General features: G+C 46.8%; 16 protein-coding genes and 1 tRNA gene. 3 read left to right on the forward strand and 14 right to left on the reverse strand.

The features are described 5' to 3' along the window. Window positions 1–110 precede the first annotated feature (110 nt). The 3 genes from rluB to ASG24_RS02620 form a co-directional block, all read right to left on the reverse strand. Window positions 111–1,220, reverse strand: a complete 1,110-nt coding sequence (gene rluB, locus ASG24_RS02610; RefSeq protein ID WP_055867517.1) for a 23S rRNA pseudouridine(2605) synthase RluB — start codon at window positions 1,218–1,220, stop codon at window positions 111–113. A 157-nt stretch (window positions 1,221–1,377) separates the two neighbouring features. Continuing rightward, window positions 1,378–3,063, reverse strand: a complete 1,686-nt coding sequence (gene recJ, locus ASG24_RS02615) for a single-stranded-DNA-specific exonuclease RecJ (RefSeq protein ID WP_055867521.1) — start codon at window positions 3,061–3,063, stop codon at window positions 1,378–1,380. Between the two features lie 26 nt (window positions 3,064–3,089). Beyond that, window positions 3,090–4,097, reverse strand: coding sequence for a hypothetical protein (locus ASG24_RS02620; protein WP_055867524.1), 1,008 nt, complete (start codon window positions 4,095–4,097; stop codon window positions 3,090–3,092). Window positions 4,098–4,299: 202 nt separating this feature from the next. Between ASG24_RS02620 and ASG24_RS02625 the strand changes: the two genes are divergently transcribed. Next, on the forward strand, window positions 4,300–6,396 hold the full coding sequence (locus ASG24_RS02625; RefSeq protein ID WP_055867527.1) for a bifunctional diguanylate cyclase/phosphodiesterase: 2,097 nt from the start codon (window positions 4,300–4,302) through the stop codon (window positions 6,394–6,396). Between the two features lie 56 nt (window positions 6,397–6,452). Here ASG24_RS02625 and ASG24_RS02630 read toward each other — a convergent pair whose 3' ends face one another. The 9 genes from ASG24_RS02630 to ASG24_RS02670 all read right to left on the reverse strand — a co-directional run bounded on the left by ASG24_RS02630 (window position 6,453) and on the right by ASG24_RS02670 (window position 17,369). Further along, window positions 6,453–6,851 (reverse strand): hypothetical protein, encoded by a 399-nt coding sequence (locus tag ASG24_RS02630; protein ID WP_055867530.1) that lies wholly within the window; start codon window positions 6,849–6,851, stop codon window positions 6,453–6,455. Between the two features lie 426 nt (window positions 6,852–7,277). Then, on the reverse strand, window positions 7,278–7,982 hold the full coding sequence (locus ASG24_RS02635) for a Crp/Fnr family transcriptional regulator (RefSeq protein WP_082487958.1): 705 nt from the start codon (window positions 7,980–7,982) through the stop codon (window positions 7,278–7,280). A 227-nt stretch (window positions 7,983–8,209) separates the two neighbouring features. Continuing rightward, a complete protein-coding gene (locus tag ASG24_RS02640) occupies window positions 8,210–8,959 on the reverse strand; it encodes a Crp/Fnr family transcriptional regulator (protein WP_055826050.1) in 750 nt (249 codons plus the stop codon). 275 nt (window positions 8,960–9,234) lie between these two features. After that, window positions 9,235–9,837 (reverse strand): PEP-CTERM sorting domain-containing protein, encoded by a 603-nt coding sequence (locus ASG24_RS02645; protein ID WP_156376505.1) that lies wholly within the window; start codon window positions 9,835–9,837, stop codon window positions 9,235–9,237. Between the two features lie 586 nt (window positions 9,838–10,423). Further along, complete coding sequence (locus ASG24_RS02650) at window positions 10,424–11,521, reverse strand: hypothetical protein (RefSeq protein WP_055868399.1); 1,098 nt, start codon at window positions 11,519–11,521, stop codon at window positions 10,424–10,426. 34 nt (window positions 11,522–11,555) lie between these two features. Further along, on the reverse strand, window positions 11,556–12,707 hold the full coding sequence (gene glf, locus ASG24_RS02655) for a UDP-galactopyranose mutase (protein WP_055867535.1): 1,152 nt from the start codon (window positions 12,705–12,707) through the stop codon (window positions 11,556–11,558). After that, window positions 12,707–13,960 (reverse strand): glycosyltransferase family 1 protein, encoded by a 1,254-nt coding sequence (locus ASG24_RS02660; protein ID WP_055867538.1) that lies wholly within the window; start codon window positions 13,958–13,960, stop codon window positions 12,707–12,709. The genes glf and ASG24_RS02660 overlap by 1 nt, the downstream gene beginning before the upstream one ends. Window positions 13,961–14,376: 416 nt before the next feature. Further along, window positions 14,377–16,773, reverse strand: coding sequence for a catalase (locus ASG24_RS02665; RefSeq protein ID WP_055867540.1), 2,397 nt, complete (start codon window positions 16,771–16,773; stop codon window positions 14,377–14,379). A 158-nt stretch (window positions 16,774–16,931) separates the two neighbouring features. Further along, a complete protein-coding gene (locus ASG24_RS02670) occupies window positions 16,932–17,369 on the reverse strand; it encodes a hypothetical protein (protein WP_156376506.1) in 438 nt (145 codons plus the stop codon). A gap of 311 nt (window positions 17,370–17,680) precedes the next feature. On the opposite strand from ASG24_RS02670, the gene ASG24_RS14570 reads away from it, so the two are divergent. Together ASG24_RS14570 and ASG24_RS02675 are read left to right on the forward strand one after the other, a co-directional pair. Beyond that, window positions 17,681–17,836 (forward strand): hypothetical protein, encoded by a 156-nt coding sequence (locus ASG24_RS14570; protein WP_156376507.1) that lies wholly within the window; start codon window positions 17,681–17,683, stop codon window positions 17,834–17,836. A gap of 34 nt (window positions 17,837–17,870) precedes the next feature. After that, entirely contained in the window at window positions 17,871–18,089 is a 219-nt protein-coding gene (locus ASG24_RS02675) for a hypothetical protein (protein ID WP_156376508.1), read from the forward strand. A 158-nt stretch (window positions 18,090–18,247) separates the two neighbouring features. Here ASG24_RS02675 and ASG24_RS02680 read toward each other — a convergent pair. Then, window positions 18,248–18,324, reverse strand: a tRNA-Pro gene (locus ASG24_RS02680). Between the two features lie 105 nt (window positions 18,325–18,429). Beyond that, on the reverse strand, window positions 18,430–18,852 hold the full coding sequence (locus tag ASG24_RS02685) for a MerR family transcriptional regulator (RefSeq protein ID WP_055867548.1): 423 nt from the start codon (window positions 18,850–18,852) through the stop codon (window positions 18,430–18,432). Window positions 18,853–18,857 lie beyond the last annotated feature (5 nt).

The following is an 18,857-nucleotide window of genomic DNA, read 5'->3' on the forward strand; positions in this document are numbered from 1 at the left end:
TGTTGTTTAAGCTTTACTGAATCGGTTTTTTTCAAATACTAATTAGGCTTTTTAACTTGTCTGCCGCGATTAACGCAGTGTCAATTTAGCAAGCCTTGGCTTTATTCCAGTTATCCGCGACCACGATCCCTATCGCTACGCTTTTTAGCCCCAGAGTTCACGCGGGCATTCTGGCGCGAAGCCTGTTTTAAATCTGAATCCTGGCGAATACGGCGTGTACCTGGTGGGGGTGCCGGACGCGCAGGTTTTTCAGTGGGTGCAGCGCCATTCGCTGTTTCCAGCAGGCTGCGGCGTTGTTTGCGCACTTTCGGCACAAATACACTGGTTGCACGGTCTTTTTCACGCGGGCTTAACTGCTTCAGCGGTTTGTTTGGCACCGGCAATCCCACCCATTCCAGAACACCAACCACCTGTTTTTGTTCCAGTTTAAGCATGGTACCGCGTTTAAGACGTGGCGGTAGATTGATAGGCCCGAAGCGCACACGCATCAAGCGGCTGACCGGTAAATGGAAGGCTTCAAACAGGCGGCGAACTTCGCGGTTACGGCCTTCTTTGATCACCACCTGGTACCATTTGTTAACGCCTTCACCACCGGTCGCATAAATGCTCTCGAAATTGGCCGGGCCGTCTTCCAGTTCAATACCTTGTTTCAGTTGCGCCATCTGGTCTTCAGTCAGCTCGCCCAGAATACGTACCGCATATTCCCGTTCAACTTCATAGCGCGGGTGCATGAAGTGGTTAGCCAGTTCGCCCGAGTTGGTGAATATTAATAAGCCGCTGGTATTCATATCCAGGCGGCCAATCGCGATCCATTTACCCTGTTTGATCTTGGGTAATTTATCAAATACGGTAGCACGCCCTTCCGGGTCGTCCTGGCTGACCAGTTCACCTTCTGGTTTGTGGTAGAGCAATATTTGTGGCAATTCCGGTTCAAACGGCAAATGCAGGATGCGGCTATCAAGACGGATGACATCGTGCTCATCAACAGTAGCACCCACCACAGCGACTTGGCCATTGATGGTGATGCGGCCGCTACCTATCAGGGTTTCCATCTCACGGCGCGAACCAAAGCCTGCCAGCGCCAGCAGTTTATGCAAGCGATGCCCCGCACGTGCAGGGTTAGCCGAATCTTCGCCCTCCTCTTGCACGACTGGTGGCGGGGTAACGGCCGGACGTTTTGCGGGAGAACCTGGTTTAGGTGTTTTAAATGGACGCGCCATGCTTAACCTCTTGAATGAAGGCTCTATTTTACCGTATTTAAGAGGTTCGCCCTAAGGCTAAATCTTGGCCGATTTGAAAACTTAACCTGAAACCTGGCTTGGCGGCATTCAAGCAAGGCAACACACGGCAGGCAAATTTAATACGTGCGAGATTACGTCACAAAGTCTCGGCATGCACCACCTGTAATTGCAGGTTTCTGGCGCCATTAAATTCGTTGATTTGCAATGCATAGGCCAACGTCACTTTTTCGGGCAACAAGGTAGCCTGCTGGAAATAGATAGCCTCAAACTGTGCGCCCTGTTTTTGCAAACGCAATTTAAGGTGTTTTTCGCCCAGAATGCGCTGTTGAACTACTTCAAAGTCGTCATAAAACAAAGGCGGCGGAAAGCCCTGACCCCACACCTGATGGCTGAGAATTTCTGCGTTTTGCAGGGTCATCTCCTCTATTTCCAGGGCACCGTCGGTTTCCAGCACTTGCTGCAGGATTTCTGCAGTAATCAGCTGCTGTACTACTTGCTCAAAAACCTGCTGGAAACGGACAAAATCATCGGCGCGTATAATAAGGCCTGCCGCCATTGCATGGCCACCAAACTTGATAATTAAATCAGGGTGTAACTTGGTCACCAAGTCCAATGCATCACGTAGATGCAAACCAGCAATCGAACGACCGGAACCTTTGATAAGACCGTCACCGGCATCTGCAAATGCAATCACAGGGCGGTGGAAGCGCTCTTTGATGCGTGAAGCAAGAATTCCAATGACGCCTTGATGCCAGTCTGGCTGAAAAACGCTAATCGTGTATTGTTCATCCTGAAAATCCTGCGCCAGGTCTGCCATGGCATCCCATTGCATTTCGGCTTCGATTTGTTTGCGTTCGGCATTTAGCGCATGCAATTGCTGTGCGTATTGCATGGCCTCTTGCGGCGTGGCTGCCAGCAGGCAACGGATACCTATGGTCATGTCATCCAGTCTGCCGGCGGCATTCAGGCGCGGACCTACATAAAACCCCAAATCTTGCGCAGTGACTTGTTCCGGATGACGGCCCGCCAGTTTCAATATTGCCAGAATCCCCGGGCAAGCCTGCCCCTGCCTGATACGTTTTAAGCCCTGCCGCACCAGGATGCGGTTATTGGCATCCAGTTTGACCAGGTCAGCTACGGTGCCAAGTGCCACCAGGTCGAGCAGACTGCCAAGATGCACGGCATCATCAGTCAGCAACCCGCGCTGCTTCAACTCTGCGCGCAGGCCGATCAGCACATAAAACATAACGCCCACTCCGGCCAAATGCTTGCTGGGAAAATCGCAACCACGCTGATTGGGGTTCACGATACAATCCGCCACCGGTGTTTGCTCTGCCGGCAAATGATGATCGGTGATCAATACCTGCATCCCCAGCGCTTTCGCCGCGAGTACACCGTCAATACTGGCAATACCATTATCTACCGTTAAAATCACATCCGGCCGCTGCCTGGCGGCCAAAGCGACGATTTCCGGCGTTAAGCCATAGCCATATTCAAAACGGTTGGGTACCAAAAAATCTACCTGCGCGCCCATCATCGCTAAGCCACGCATGGCAACACAGGTGGCGGTGGCACCATCCGCATCATAGTCGCCAATAATCAGGATATGCTTCTTTTCCTGTATTGCATCCGCCAGCATTATGGACATCTCTGTACAACCCGTGAGTGCCTGTGGTTTTAGCAGATGTGGCATGTCTTGCATTGTCCAGTCATCAACAGACACTGACCTGGCAGCCAGTAACCGGGCTAATAAGTCAGGCAAGCCTTGCGCCTGCAAAGCCTCAAATGATGTTGTTGAATATTGTCTTTGCTGAATTTTCATAAATGATTAAACGCGAGCGAAGGCGATTAAATGGCCTCGGGTAATTTGGATGTTGGCAGTGAGGCCTCCAGATGCGCATACAAACTTTCCAGGGTGTAGGCTTTACGCCAGAAGTGCCAGCGATGGCTTTTTTTACAGCTGATCCGCACACTGCGCTCGGCCACCGGCAACACAATTTCAAGCTGAGACAACTGTCCTTTTTGCCATGCATTGCTAAGCGCATTCCAGTCAACCTGATCAACGCGGTCAACCACCATCAATGCGTCCTGATTCGATTGGCCAAGTGCTTCAGCCATTGACAGCTGCTTCACTCCCGGCAGCTGGCAGGCGGATAAGCCATCAAATACGTCACCAGAGCCATAAACCACTTGTGGTGGATGTTGCCATTCCGGTAGCGCTGGCACACTCGCAAACCACAAACTGTTTAGCTGCGCCGGCCAGGCTGTTAAACCAGTTTCGCTGGATAGCTGATGCAACAGCATCTGAATTTCATTCGTCCAATGACGAACAAGTGAGGCATGCTTACCTTGCGGTTGCCACTGGAAAGCCTGCTGATATAAACAGTCTTGCGGCCAGGGCGATTGCACATCCAGTTTGCTCAGAGGTTGTGTCCACCAGAATCGCTGACCCGGTGTTGGGTACACAATAAAATCTTCTTGAAAATGTTGCTGCAATCGCTGGGTTAAATACAGATAAACTTCAGCAGGTAACTGGATAGTGCCTTGTAAGGAAAACGTATCCCGCTGTAAACCGAGATGCACAGGCAGCAGGCACATTACAGGCGTATCTTTCATTGCATCATTGCTTGCGCGCAGTACGGCTGACACAATTGATGTAGATACTGAAGCGTCATCCGTTACAAGCTTATCCTTAACGTGCAAAGCTGAAAACAAAGCAGCCAGCGGTGTGGCGGAGCTTACTTGCCAGTCAGCCTTTAACAGCATGGAGCACTGTCCAGTCAGAGACTGCACGAGGCCAGCCGTTTCAGTGGCTGCATCGGAGAGATAATCTGTGATATAAATTTGCTGTATCATGAAAAAACAAATACACTCTTTTTACAAAAACGAGCCAACTATATGCAAGACTGGCTTAAGCGGGTCCGCAAAATTTACTGTTGGTATCTTGTGGACTTATACACGAATTAAGAGGGGATGTCATGACATTAGCAATACCCATATGCGATAATCATCATCGCACATCCACCACCGTGTTGAACCAACCGAATTACCCGTCACCATGCAATTTTTCCAGCAATTAAGTATCCAGTCCCGATTATTGTTATTAGTAATCGCGCCGATATTTACCTTATCCTGCTCCCTGCTGATGCTGGATTTCAAAGAGCAACTGCAACGTGATGAAGAAAAACTGAGTCAGCATGCGCTGACCACTGCAAAATTTCTCTCAGCCGTTGTACATAACCAAACAGACCTGCATGGTCGTCCCTATATCGAACGCCTGCTTAAGGCTAGTCAGCTAGATCGCGAACCTTATCTTTCCCTGATGATTGCGGATGCAGATAAACGCCCGCTGGCACAACTGGGTGCTTCGTTTACCGTAGGTGATTCATTACCTCGCCAGGACGCTATCGTGATGCAGCAAGCCACGCATGACGTCACTATGGTGAGAGTGTTTACCACTGAACCTAAGCATGCCCTGCTGGGATTTGTGTTTGTTGCCATCGATAAAGCAGCTTTGATCGAAGATCACCGCCAGGCGTTTATCAGGAATGTAGGTTACATCACATTAGGGCTGATGCTGTGCTCAATACTGGTATATTGGGTCAGCCGCTCCATTAGCCAGCCCATTCGCGAGATGACAGCCGCACTGAAGCGCTTCGTGATAGGTAACCAGCACATCAGCCAGGTGAAAAATACCCTGCCTGAAATTAATTCGCTGCAAACAACGATCAATGAAATCTCGAGAGAGATGCAGCACGTCGAAGCTGACATGCGTCATCGTATCCAGGATGCCCAGGCACAATTACGTTACCAGGCACGACATGATGCACTAACTGGCCTGGTGAATCGCCAGGAATTGGAAAGACGCCTGCAACAAGCATTGGAAGACGTTAAGCAGCACCGTGCCGATCATGTGTTTTGCTACATGGATCTCGACCAGTTCCGCGTCATTAATGACACCTGCGGCCATCCTGCTGGCGATGAAATGCTGAGACAGATCAGCATGATCCTGAGTCAACGCATACGCGCTGAAGACACATTTGCCAGACTTGGCGGTGATGAATTCGGCTTACTGCTCAGCTATTGCCAGGTCGAAAAAGCCATTGAAATCGCCGCGCAATTGCGCCAAATGGTGGAATCATTCCGGTTTATGCATGAAGGCAGGTTGTTTCATACCGGAATCAGCATAGGTATCGTTGAAGTCACGGCTGACCTGAAAGACGTAGGCCAGATTACCCGTCATGCCGATGCCGCCTGTTATGTGGCTAAAGACAACGGACGTAACCAGATACATTTATTCCATCCTGAAGATGATGTGTTACTCAAGCGACATGTGGAGATGGAATGGGTATTGCGCATCAATGAGGCAATAGAACACAATGATTTCGTACTGTATTGCCAGGGGATTTTCCCCATGCAACAGAAAGAGTTGCCGCCGTTCTATGAAATTCTGATCCGCAAGCGTGATGAACATGGCGGCATTATCCCGCCTGCAGAATTTTTGCCATCAGCTGAACGCTATCAACTGATGAACAAGATCGATCGCTGGGTTATTCAGCATGCGTTTATGGCTTTGCAGCCTTTATTCAAAACGCAATCCAGCAACAAACCATTTATCGTCAGCATCAATCTCTCAGGCATGTCTTTGGGCGACCCGACGCTGTTACCTTATATTAAAAACTGCTTCAGCAATTACGAAGTTTCTCCCAGTCATGTTTGTTTTGAAGTCACTGAAACTTCAGCCATCATTAATATCGACAACACCATCAAACTGATTAACGAATTGAAGCTGATGGGTACGCGCTTTATGCTGGACGACTTTGGCAGTGGCATGTCTTCCTTCAGCTACCTCAAACATTTGCCGGTCGATTTCCTGAAGATGGATGGCGCTTATGTGAAAGATATCACCACCAATAAAGTGGATCTGGCGATGGCAAAAGCGATTCAAAGTGTCGCCGAGTCCATGGAAATTGAAACAATAGCTGAATACGTTGAAGACCAGGCCACTCTAGACTGCCTGAACGAAATGGGCGTTGCCTATGCACAGGGTTTTTACCTCAACAGGCCGATTCCATTGAGTGAGGCACTTTCCCGCCATATCGCTAATTCGCAGCCAGCCAAAAAAACTGTCACCAAGACTGATACCATTGCCTAGGCACTCGTTATCCGTAGGGTGCTTTAGAGCAATACGGACTTGGCTTCATGTCAGTTTCAAAGAAACAGTGTTGTTGCACGTTCTAACGATGCTTGCTTGCGAATATCATCAATTGTGAATATCGCTTCCTCGCCGATATTTGTCGGAATATCCAGTTCGTTACCCACACTGTTAATACGGATTGAATCAATCGAAATCCCGCTTTCACTGTAATGTACGCCCACAATAGTGGCCTTCATCACCTGCTGCTGACACTCAGGTAATACTTCATCCATATTAAGCAAAACCACGATAGCCGGTTTGGCATTTGCTGTTGTCAAACCATTTTGAGAAATTGAAGAGATCACGTTGGCACTATCGATGGCCGCCTGGGCGTAAATGGAATGATGCACAGGAAACAGAAAAACAAAAAATACCATGCAAACATCGATAGGCCTTTGATGAAATAATTTCATACATCAGGCTCCTATCAGAAAAAGAATCAGCGACATGATTGCGACAGGTACGATGACCGCCACCGCACCGGCACCGGCTAGAAGAACCGCCTTAGAAATGTGCATGCGACTCACCTTTAGAGAATGACCCTCATGCGCTGGTGGAATTTGAATCCGGTGAGTGTGCTGACCTGATAAATGCGATTTCGCCATGATCAATTCTCCACAAATAGTATTACAGAGTGTTACATTGCTCATTAAAGAATTCAGTCTGATAACGTACACAATCGACACACATTCATAGCAACTCCCCAATCTCAAACTCGGTTGATTATTGTTTGGATAATCATCTTTCCCGATGCAAACTTTAAGACAGTTTCCCAGAAAAGGCGGCGCTGCCACTGGAAAATATTCAAGGCTGTTTACTGCTATTCTAAAACTGGATTTTTAATGAGCAATCATTGTGGACTCATACGTTTGCTTATCCATCTCATAGCAATAACATGCTTTTTGCAGCAATGCCAGCGGGTTCAATATCTCAATGTGACCCCGGCTGTAATGTACGATTTTAGCTTGCTGTAATTTACTGGCGATATTGTTAATGCCTGCCCGGCGCACTCCCAACAAAGTCGCCAGTAACTCCTGGGTGATGGTAAGCGTCGATGTCTGCAGCCGGTCACTATAGGCGAGCAGCAATCGAGCCAGCCGTTGCTGTACGTTATGCAGGCCATTACACACAGCAGCCTGCGCATGTTGCGCATTCAATACTGCAATATACCGATCCAGACAGATACCGAAGTTTTTGTTGCTCAACTTGAGGGCATACAAATGCTCTACAGAAATGCGCAGTGCCGTCCCTTGCGCAAGCACGATGGCAGAATACGGTACAAACTGAACACCAAGTGCTGGCGCGATATCTAACATTCCCTCATTACCAATCAAGGCAATTGCTAATGGCTTATCCAGCGCGTGCTGCAGGATTAAAGCAATGACTCCGCAAGTTGGAAAATAGATGTATTCAATGGCAATGCCAGGTGCATTGAGTTGTTGTCCTAGCGTAAGCTCTACCCATACGCCATACTTTACCAATCGATTTTGGCAACGACGATCTAGTTGGTTTATTAGCCTGTTCCAAGTAAGCGCGTGTTCCATTCAACAAAAATAACATCTATGCAATGTTACGTATGTTCGTTTACACACATGCGGAGCATCCCTTCCCGCTTTAGGCATGCTTATCTGCTAGACAGTCACGGCATCTTTAAAGAAAGATGGCCTTAATGAAACCTTACCTAGCTTAGGTTATGAGGCTTGTATCGGGCTATTACTGGCGCGCATATGTTGCGCAGCAAATGTATAAGGAGATGGCAGCTTCAATCAAGCTAAATGGTATCGGCTTTTTGATGATGATTTCTTTGCATATCCGGGAGTAGTCGATCAAATTCTGTTTTGACTACCTGATAGCACTCGCATACTGCCTTTTCCAGCTTGGGTCGGTCCAGTACGCGTATGTGCCCACGTGAATACTCTATCATGCCGGCACGTTGCAGCCTGCCGGCTGCCTCCGTCACCCCTTCACGTCGTACACCCAGCATATTGGCCATTAACTCCTGTGTCATATGAAGATCATTTGCAGATAACCTATCCAGGCTCAGTAATAACCAACGACACAATTGCTGTTCAATCGAATGATGGCGGTTACATACGGCAGTTTGGGTCATTTGAGTAATTAAGGCCTGTGTGTAGCGCAATAGTAAATGCATCATCGCGCCTCCACGGCTAAATTCCAGTTTTAACAGGCTGGCCCGCATTCTATAACCATGGCCTGAACTTTGTACCACAGCACGGCTGGGCGTCGTTTCACCACCCATAAACAATGAAATCCCTAATACCCCTTCATTACCTACGACTGCAATTTCCGCGGATGCCCCGCTTTCCAGGACATACAATAAAGACACGATAGAAGTAGTGGGAAAATACACATGCTGGAGCTGACCACCAGACTCGTACAGCGTATGCCCCAAGGGCATAGCGACATACTCAAGCATGGGTTCAATTCGGAGATAATCGGATTCTGGCAGCGCCTTCAACAAGTGGTTTTGTTGTGGTTGTGGAGTGGGTTTGCTAACCATATTCCGCCTTTAGCTGAAAGTTACATGATAGTACACCTTACTTATCTATTATGTGCGATAGCGTACATTAGGATTCTTGCATGATGTACAGCGTTAACCTGCCTAAAGTTAACTACATAGATAGTGATGCCGTGATTCACACTTTGACCAAGTCTCTCCCAAGCAACATTCTGGTTAACTTACGCGCAATCCACACGGAAAAAAGTATAAAAAAGCGCCATGCGAATGGCGCTTTTTTATTTATTATCACATCTCAATCCAATTTGATTTCCTTACTAACCTTTCCTGGTGCGACGTGCACCAATCAAGCCAATCAAGCCCAGTCCTGAAAAAACCATCAGGCCGGTTGAAGCTTCCGGTACGGCAGCAGCTGAAGCAAACCCTTCAGCATTTGAACCGATCCCATTTGATATCACAAAGTTTCCTGGTTGATAGTTTGTCGCATTGGTACTGATAATCTGGATGTAACTGGTTGACCCAGGTTGAATATCGCCCGTCACCACCGGTACAAAATTAAATCCGATGACACCGGCGTTTGAGCGGTCTGCGTTATCAGAAAACTCACTGCCATTTGCGAAGATCCCGAAACCAGTTCCAGTCTGATACACATCAACCACACTCGCGCCCAGGCTACTAAAATCAAATCCCGCAAAGCGGTGAACGCCATTCTGGGAGCTGTCTTCATTGGTGAACTGATAGTAAAAGTCAAAACCTGTGGCGGTTTGATATACGGCAGAACGGGCGGTACCGTTGTAACTGATATTACTGATGGCCGTGATAGCACTATCAATCAAAGTGCCACCAAAACCGCTGGCTACGATATCTACGCTAGTAGCCGAAGAATTCGACACGAGTACGGTGGCATGGGCACTACTCATTACACCTGCCATAGCAAGGGTAAGGACTAAAATTTTCATTTTCAAATGCATGTCGAGCTCCTTAAGGGGAAGGGATAGCGCAATAAATCAGGTGAACTCTTGCGCTGATATGCATCATTACTGATTGCAAACTTGAGTTCTGTACGCTAGAACACTTATCAAAAAAGAGTTCTGGCGTTGGTTGTTTTTCTGCCTAATTCAGTGCAAAAGCAATGAAGACCACCTGGATAAAATTGCTGCTTGAGCTTGGATAAACAGGGTTTATTTTGGGTGATGTTGAGTGATCTTATGCCTGCCACTGTGTTCGATAGCGTACAGACACTAATTCAATAACATCTCAATATATGGCTTAAATGAGCTGCAGTTGCCAGAAGATAAATCAATTGCAGAGGACTTTTAGAAACGTAACTTGTGCTTGTTTAACAGGTGATGAGTCTGTACCACTTAACTCTTTCCCTATGGCTATCCCCTCCATAAGAAAAGGGAAATCCCGCTTCGGCGGGATTTTTTTGCTAGATACGCATTGAAAACATTACAAACCTGTAATGCGCGAAACCGCACACAGGAGAGAAGCCAGACCAAGTTGTTAATTGACGGTAGTGGCAATGACTGGCTTGATTTGCCAATCATGCAAAATGTCTGCCAGTGGCGTATATACTGGTCTTTGACCCGTATTATCAGCATAGCCTAGCAACCCTGCCGGGCAATGCCGGTTATCATCCCAACCTGGATAATCCACCACAGGATAGAGACAGACGCCATCAATCGGAATTCCGGATATTTGCGCTTTAGCCACTTCATTAAAAATATAGCTTGCCCAGGCTGTGCGGTTTTCTCCTTCAGCACCCGTTTCCGCCACCAGCATGCGCCGCCCATAGCGCAAATATACTTCAGCCAGCATGTCGTACAAAGGCCGGTAAGCCGGCGATGTGGGAGACACTTTTTCACCTCCGATATACCACTGGTTATTGCTGTAATAATTCAGACCGACAATATCCAGATACTTAGGATCGCCGCCTAAGCCAGGCCATGCTTCACCAATCAGCATATCTAACGCTTCAAATTGCGCTTGTCGATAAGCTTCGGCCTGGCCTTTATCTCTTGGTCGGTCAATTCTGGGTAATACGTTAATCAACGGCTCAGCCGTGATGAAACGTGCACGAGGGTCCACCTCCCGTATAGCCTCAATCGCAGCGATGGTAGCCCGCACGAGTTGATGTTTCAGCTCCAGCGCGCGTCCCTTCGCTAAAGGATTAAAAAAGGCGACTTCTCCACCGGCCCAGGCCCAAAACGACATTTCGTTGACTGGGCAAAATAGCGGGTTAGTATCTGTCTCATTTTTAATCACGCGAGCCGCTTCAGCAGCAAATCGCGAAAACCGTTTCACAAATTCTGGACGCCAGATGTTCAATCCATCCGGGATGCCATAGTGACTCAGATCCCAGATAACCTGAACTTGAGCGTGATGGGCCGCCTTCACCAGTGGTAAAAAACTTGACCAATCATATTCACCTGGACGGGTTTCAATCAAATGCCATCGCAGGCCATCACGTATGGTTTTAAGCCCATGCGCACTGAGTGCCATGTAATCTTCAAGTGCCCACCTGTCATGCCTGGTGGAAGCAATCAGGTCCAGCCGCCGCCCATCTCGTCTACAATGTGTCGAACATTCAAACCCGCCCATGAAAAAACTGTTGAAACTTTCTGAAGGATGCAATTTAGGTCTCTTTAAGCGCAGTAGCCATGACAAGCGCCGAATCAGCCTCCACCGTTACTAATCGCTGGTAAGTTGCCAATGCCTGACCCACCACCTGGTCCATGTTGTAATACTTGTAAGTGGCCAGACGCCCGACAAAAGTTACTTCCGGGGTTGCCTCTGCCAACGCTTGATACTCTTTATACAAAGCTGCATTTTGTGGTCGCGGGATAGGATAGTAAGGATCTCCCTCTGCCTGCGGAACTTCATAAGTCAATGCTGTTTTGTCATGCACTTGCCCGGTGAGGTATTTATATTCCGTGATGCGCGTATGCTTGATCTGTTCATCCGGGTAATTCACCACAGCCACGGACTGGAATTGGGGTTTATCAACTGTCACATGCCGGAATTCAAGCGAGCGATATGGCAACTTACCAAAGCAATAATCAAAATATTCATCAATAGGTCCGGTAAAAATCAAATGCCCATATTTGATGGTATTTTTGACGACGCGGTAATCCACATTTAGGAGCGTTTTAATATTGGGGTGGTCCACCATCTTTTTAAACATGGCGGTATAGCCATGCAGTGGCATTTGCTGAAATTCATCCTGGAAATAGCGGTCATCATCATTCGTTCGTGTAGGCACACGCGAAGTCACCGATTTATCCAACTCAGAAGGATCAAGCCCCCATTGTTTTTTAGTGTAACCGCGGAAGAATTTTTCGTATAACTCTGTGCCAATCTGGTTGATGACCACATCTTCTGACGTTTTAATGTCCGCCACAGGTTCGGCGCGCGCTGCCAGGAATTTCTCAGCCTGTTCAGCATCCATGTTCAAACCATACAACTTGTTCAGTGTTGTTAAATTAATGGGGATGGGCAGCAACTGGCCATCCACATCTGCCAGCACGCGATGCTCATACGCGCGCCATTCAGTAAAGCGCGATAAATAGTCCAGGATACGTTGCGAGTTGGTATGAAAAATATGCGGGCCATACTGATGAATAAGGATGCCATCATGATTGAAATAATCATAAGCATTGCCGCCAATATGCGGGCGTCGATCAATTAGAAGCACACTTTTGTTCGAATCAGATGCCAACCGTTCCGCCAGCACGCTACCGGCAAACCCGGCTCCTACAATCAAGTAGTCGAACTCTAATTCAGCCATTAACTGCTCCCTAACAATACCGGACTTGTTTGCGATACTTTAGAGAGAAAAGCATTGGCTGGACTGATCTGCAGCTTATCTTCCATCTGCAAATACATTTTTTGCCAGGTTTTATCCCATGACATACCACGCAAAATGCTGTCAGCTTTTGCAGAAATAACAGCAGGATTTTCCATAGCTTCGAGCGCCATCTCGATTGAATCAATGAATGCCTGGCTATCTGCGGCAATGAGCACCAGCTCACTTTCACCATACATGCGGACAACATCATGAATAGGGGTGGAAACCACTGGCCGTCCGCCTGCCAGGTATTCCGGTGTTTTGGTGGGGCTAATAAACCGCGTGGATTGATTAATGGCAAATGGCATTAATGCCACCTTCCAACCACTTAAATATACCGGCAACTCATCATACGTTTTTGGCCCCAGATAATGGATATTCGGCAGTCTTGGCAGCGTCTCCGGGTTTATCTTTACAATCGGTCCTATCATTACCAACTGCCAATCCGGGCGCGCGGTAGCAATCTCCCGAATGAGCGCAACATCAATCCGCTCGTCAATCACGCCATAAAAACCGATTTTTGGTCCAGCTATATTGGCCTGATCAACAGGCTGTTCATTCACGAGTCTTGCCTTGCCAAAATGCACGGTATCAACGCTACTTGGAATCGGATGCACATTCTGGTGTTGCTTGCGTTTCGTGTCATAGAGGCTGTAGCCACCGGTAAACACGATGTCAGCCTTTTTGAATAAAGCCTTCTCATAACCGAGCAACTCAGGTGGTGCCCCAAGAAAAGCAGAAAGTTCATCCATGCAATCGTAAACAACCAGCGACGCATTAATATGATCAGTAAACGACAGGCTCATCGGCGTGTAATACCACAATATTGGATCAACGTCCGCAATCATCAGATAGCGATCAAGTAAACTCCTGAGTAAATCCATGCCGCCAGTTGTGCCTATCTCTCGGGCAGGAATATGCGGGATCAATACGCGAACATCCTCATGTGCCATTTTCACTTCCAGCCAGGCAGTTTCGCCTTCACTGGCAATCGGTTCTTCAAAAAACAATACCTGGAACATCTTGGAGAAGCGGCTCATCAGATGCTGCGGCCTTTGGTACACAAAATCCCAGCGCAAATGTGATAAACATAACAATGCAGGTTTGGAATTACCTGGCAAAGCGAGTAGTCCCTGACTGTTGTGTGCCGCATGCGGCTTGATATTTTTAACTTCAAAAGGCGACCGACTCATCAACTGCTCCTCATTAAATTTTTAGACCTTGCTTAACTCCTTTGTAGCTTAAGGGTTTGGCAGACCAAACAAAATCGGCCTTTGAATTATTCTCATGTAGGAGGATATTAAGGATTAAGACGGGTGCAGTTAAACAGGCTCTTTTATTTCACAGAAATAACAACAACATGAAGTTTTAAGCGGGTTAGCGTACAGTGAAGAGCTGGAAATTATGATCTGTTTTTAGATGTGAAGCCTGCGTAAATTACTTTTATTGCACACCATCATGGCTAAAAAGATAGCCTTTGATATTCAAAAAACTCACACTTGAAACACAAAAAATATAGCCAGCCCGTAAGGCTGGCTATTTTCAAATAGAAGCAATTAACTAAGAAAAACTTTAAAGCTTTTTGAGTATTTAAGCGTTTAAAAACAGATTAGACCAGCGGCGGGTCTGTTTCACGAGAGTGATCGCGCGGTTTACCCAGTGCAGTGATAAATGCTTCAATATTGTCATAAGCGTCATCATCCGCGATAAACAGGCTTGGATCAGGGTTACCATCTGATAAAACTTCCTGAATGCCTGCTTTTTGCAATAAGCTTCTTGCCGTATTAGGAACCAGGATAGGTTTGCAATGACGGTATTGATTTTGCAGGAATTCACAGGTGTGGGCATTGAGTGCCAAATTGGCCACCGACTGCTCACCCTCGGCGATTACCATCCCATCAAACAGCACGCCAGGCATGGTTTCCAAGGTCGCTTCAACATTAATAGTCTTTCCTTCTGCGGTTTCCAGCTTGCCTAGTTTAGTGCTCAATATACGTGGTACCCCGCCTTGAGCAAGGATGGCATCATACAAAGCATTGACGTTGGCTCCATTCACACCATGCGCAGCCAGGATGGCAACACGTTTGGTTTTAATAGTGCCATCACCTGGATAGAAGGTTTCTGACAAAGCCGGTGAAGCATCCAATACCGGAAACGAAATATCACTTGCTAAAGGTGCGGCAGCTGGCAAATCAATGCCCAATCCATCAGCCACTTCCTGAGCCAATGTCTCATCCACATTCACTAATAGGGATACCACCCGTTCGCGTATGGCAGGCACCTGTATGCGGGTGAGTTCGAACCTGAAGGCATTGATAATGTGCTGCTTTTCAATTTCAGACTGGCTAATCCAGAAAAGCGTTGCTTGAGAATAATGGTCAGCAAATTTTTCCGGCTTGCCGCGCACTTTATCCTCCGCGACAGGTTCTGGAAAGCTGGTGAATCCCTGCATACCCGCCTGGAATGGGCAACCACCGCCTAAGGAGTTTGGTTCATAAGCCACACGGCCGCGTGGAATATTCTGTCTATGCATGCCGTCGCGCTGATTGTTATGAACTTCTTCTAGCGGCGCATTGATAGGGATTTCATGGAAATTGACACCGCCTAGTCTGGAAATTTGCGTATCCAGATAAGAATGAATGCGGCCCTGTAACAATGGGTCATTAGTGAAATCTATACCTGGAATAATATGTGCAGTACAGAAAGCAACCTGTTCGGTTTCTGCGAAAAAATTATCCGGATTACGGTTCAGCACTAATTTTCCAACTGCAACCAGCGGCACCAATTCAACCGGAATCAGTTTGGTCGCATCCAGCACATCAAAGTCAAATTTATCGGCTTCTGCTTCAGTGAATATTTGCAGGCCAAGCTCCCACTCAGGATAAGCACCCGCTTCAATCGCTTCCCACAAATCACGGCGATGAAAGTCTGGATCTGCGCCACTGATCTTCACTGCTTCATCCCAGGCTAACGAATGCGTACCTGCCACCGGCGTCCAATGGAACTTGCAGAATACCGATTCATTATTTTCGTTAATCAAACGGAAGGTGTGTACACCAAAGCCTTGCATCGTGCGATAGCTACGGGGAATCGCCCTATCCGACATTTGCCATAGCAGCATATGGGTTGATTCAGGCATCAGGGAAACAAAATCCCAATAAGTGTCATGTGCGGAAGAAGCTTGCGGCATGGCGTGGTGCGGCTCAGGTTTCACCGCGTGGACCAGATCAGGAAACTTCATCGCATCCTGAATAAAGAACACCGGAATATTATTCCCCACCAGATCCCAGTTGCCTGAGTCAGTATAAAACTTAACGGCAAACCCGCGTACGTCCCTGGCTGTATCACTTGAACCGCGCTCACCAGCCACTGTAGAGAATCTGACAAAAACCGGTGTTTGTTTGCCCGCCTCATTAAAAGGCGTAGCTTTGGTATATTTGGATAAAGGCTGGTAATTCTCAAAATAACCGTGTGCTGCAGAACCACGCGCATGCACTACGCGCTCCGGGATACGCTCATGGTCAAAATGTGTAAGCTTCTCACGGAGGATAAAATCTTCCATCGCGGTCGGACCACGCAGTCCAATTTTAAGAGAGCTTTGATTATCACCAACAGCAACGCCTTGGTTGGTTGTGAGTGTCTGGCCAGCCGAATCAGAACGAACACGATCCAAATCGCCTTTTTGCAGATTCTCACCATCTGGCGGACCTTCACCAGTCTTTTCATTGGTATTCAATTCACTGACGGTGCTGGCGCCGACTATTGCGTCTGGCGCCTCTGAAATCGTACCTGAGAAAGGACAACGTGAAGCTTCACCGTATTCAGAGGATTTTGTGGCATTGTGGGGAAAAGATGTTGAAAGCTCATCCGACCCTACAAATTTATCTACTAATTTGGTAGGCACTGAATTATCCAAAGCTGAGTCCGGCGGCTCATGGGTAGAAGGTCCAGATACAGTTGATAAAACGGAACCTAATCCAATTTGAGTCTTCGGTGCTTTAGCCATGATATTTATTCCAATTTAATTGATAAGGAGCATGGATTATCGAAACTTAAATGGAATGCGGTTATAAGTGTCTCCTTATTTTGATGTAGGAAGATCGTTTCTTTTTGCTCACATAAAAAAACCCGCGTAATGCGGGTTTGTTTTCATTGACATAATAATTACTGAATATAGCCCTTGATCTCATCTTCTTTCCTTACAGGCCTGGTGAAATCCAGCTTCATCGCGGAAGGATTAGCTTGCCAGTTTGGCGTTGAGAAAGCACGTAAACAGGTGAGTGCATTGGGGATATTGCCACTACTGTCTTGCTTACAGATATCAATGGCAGCCACCATGCAACGCGCGCCATTTTCAAAACCCGCTCTAATCTTGTCCACACACACCGACTCGCCTATCAACGGGCTTACTGAGGGGTCATCCATCTTAAGCTTGATTGAATCATAAGCATTTAACTTAGAAGTCACACATTCGTTAAAGCGTGGAATATTTCCTGCATTCCTAAAGTCATGGCAAGTATTCAATTCTTTGGATAACAGGAGCCTGGACGACTTATAGAACCAGGCGTTTTTTTCTGCATGGGCTGCAAGTACGCAAGTCATTAGAGTTAATGCCAATATAAGCGTTTTCATAGTTGAATTAAATGGTTGGCTTAAAGTGTGAACGTATTAAAGGCCATTCAGTTTACATCATGGATACAGCCAAAAATGACTCACTTCAGACTGCATATAGCTAGAATCTCTAACTTTGAACGATCAAGTGAATATCTCGAAGATCTAAAATTAAGATAATCACCGAATCTCCTGAGTCAAACAATACCACTGTATATCTACACCCAAATTACCCCCATCTATTAAATGTCACCATCCCAAACAAATCGTCATTACAATTAAGCAAGTAAAGAACGAGGTCTATGATGATAAGAGTATTGATTTCTCTGGTTGCTTTAGGAATAACATCATGCGCACAACAGCAATCTATCACCACAACAAATACTTATGAAAAGGCAATGCCGTTTTCTAAGGCTGAAATAAAAAAAGTTGAAGCGAATCAAGATGGTATATGCTAAATATTCTGCCAAATCAAACATCCGGATAAAACGCGTGAAAGCAATCAATGCCTCCATGGATGAGCAAGGCTTAACGCAAAAGCAGAAAAATGAAAGGTATGATTATTTAATGTCACACCTTAATGACGGCTTGGAAGACTCTGAACAATGGAAAGATAAGTGTGATGCTTTGAATAAAAAGCTTGATGAAATGTATAAAGCAAATCAAATAGCTGGTGATAAATACTTGGAACAGCGAACACGTAAATACTAACGTAAATACTAAAAGCGGTTATTTGCTTTTAATAGGGGCGAGGAATTCTGATTATCAAACTTACACAGTCGGACGAACGACAAGTTTTCAGCCGCATTTGATTTGGGATTCAGAGCCGTTTTAAATAAAATGGAACACTTAATTTAATAAGTCTCGATTGGTCGGGACGGAGTGATTCGAACACTCGACCCCTTGCACCCCATGCAAGTGCGCTACCAGGCTGCGCTACGCCCCGACATTTGATCTCAAGCGGGAACCCGCCTGAAAAGAAGGCTGAATTATAAAACAAAACCGCATATTCGCTAAGCAGAATATGCGGTTTTGTGTGTCTGGAAGCTAGTCAGGCAGCGACTTTGAGCAAGTTTATTACCTGCTGTAACTGCTCTTTTAAAGCCAAAATATCTACAGTCGGCAATTTTGAAGCTTCAGCTGAAATTGCAGTTGCATTCTGGTTTGCGGACTCTGTTGCCAAGCGTCCGGCCTTTTCTGCTTTTTCATCCACGCCATCTAACCGATTGCGGGCACCACTGATAGTAAAACCTTGCTCGTAAAGCAGTTCACGAATCTTGCGGATAAGCAAAACTTCATGATGCTGGTAGTAGCGACGGTTGCCGCGACGTTTAACAGGTTTGAGCTGGGTGAATTCTTGTTCCCAGTAACGCAATACGTGTGGCTTTACACCGCACAATTCGCTGACTTCACCAATGGTAAAGTAGCGTTTGGCGGGGATAGGCGGTAGCGTGATTTTTTGCGTTTCGACCATGTGTA

This window comes from Methylophilus sp. Leaf414 (assembly GCF_001425425.1).
Classification (GTDB): domain Bacteria; phylum Pseudomonadota; class Gammaproteobacteria; order Burkholderiales; family Methylophilaceae; genus Methylophilus.

Coding starts and splice junctions, on each gene's coding strand:
- rluB (WP_055867517.1), bottom strand. CDS start 1,220: ATGGCGCGTCCATTTAAAACACCTAAACCAGGTTCTCCCGCAAAACGT.
- recJ (WP_055867521.1), bottom strand. CDS start 3,063: ATGAAAATTCAGCAAAGACAATATTCAACAACATCATTTGAGGCTTTG.
- ASG24_RS02620 (WP_055867524.1), bottom strand. CDS start 4,097: ATGATACAGCAAATTTATATCACAGATTATCTCTCCGATGCAGCCACT.
- ASG24_RS02625 (WP_055867527.1), top strand. CDS start 4,300: ATGCAATTTTTCCAGCAATTAAGTATCCAGTCCCGATTATTGTTATTA.
- ASG24_RS02630 (WP_055867530.1), bottom strand. CDS start 6,851: ATGAAATTATTTCATCAAAGGCCTATCGATGTTTGCATGGTATTTTTT.
- ASG24_RS02635 (WP_082487958.1), bottom strand. CDS start 7,982: ATGGAACACGCGCTTACTTGGAACAGGCTAATAAACCAACTAGATCGT.
- ASG24_RS02640 (WP_055826050.1), bottom strand. CDS start 8,959: ATGGTTAGCAAACCCACTCCACAACCACAACAAAACCACTTGTTGAAG.
- ASG24_RS02645 (WP_156376505.1), bottom strand. CDS start 9,837: ATGAGTAGTGCCCATGCCACCGTACTCGTGTCGAATTCTTCGGCTACT.
- ASG24_RS02650 (WP_055868399.1), bottom strand. CDS start 11,521: ATGGGCGGGTTTGAATGTTCGACACATTGTAGACGAGATGGGCGGCGG.
- glf (WP_055867535.1), bottom strand. CDS start 12,707: ATGGCTGAATTAGAGTTCGACTACTTGATTGTAGGAGCCGGGTTTGCC.
- ASG24_RS02660 (WP_055867538.1), bottom strand. CDS start 13,960: ATGAGTCGGTCGCCTTTTGAAGTTAAAAATATCAAGCCGCATGCGGCA.
- ASG24_RS02665 (WP_055867540.1), bottom strand. CDS start 16,773: ATGGCTAAAGCACCGAAGACTCAAATTGGATTAGGTTCCGTTTTATCA.
- ASG24_RS02670 (WP_156376506.1), bottom strand. CDS start 17,369: ATGACTTGCGTACTTGCAGCCCATGCAGAAAAAAACGCCTGGTTCTAT.
- ASG24_RS14570 (WP_156376507.1), top strand. CDS start 17,681: ATGATGATAAGAGTATTGATTTCTCTGGTTGCTTTAGGAATAACATCA.
- ASG24_RS02685 (WP_055867548.1), bottom strand. CDS start 18,852: ATGGTCGAAACGCAAAAAATCACGCTACCGCCTATCCCCGCCAAACGC.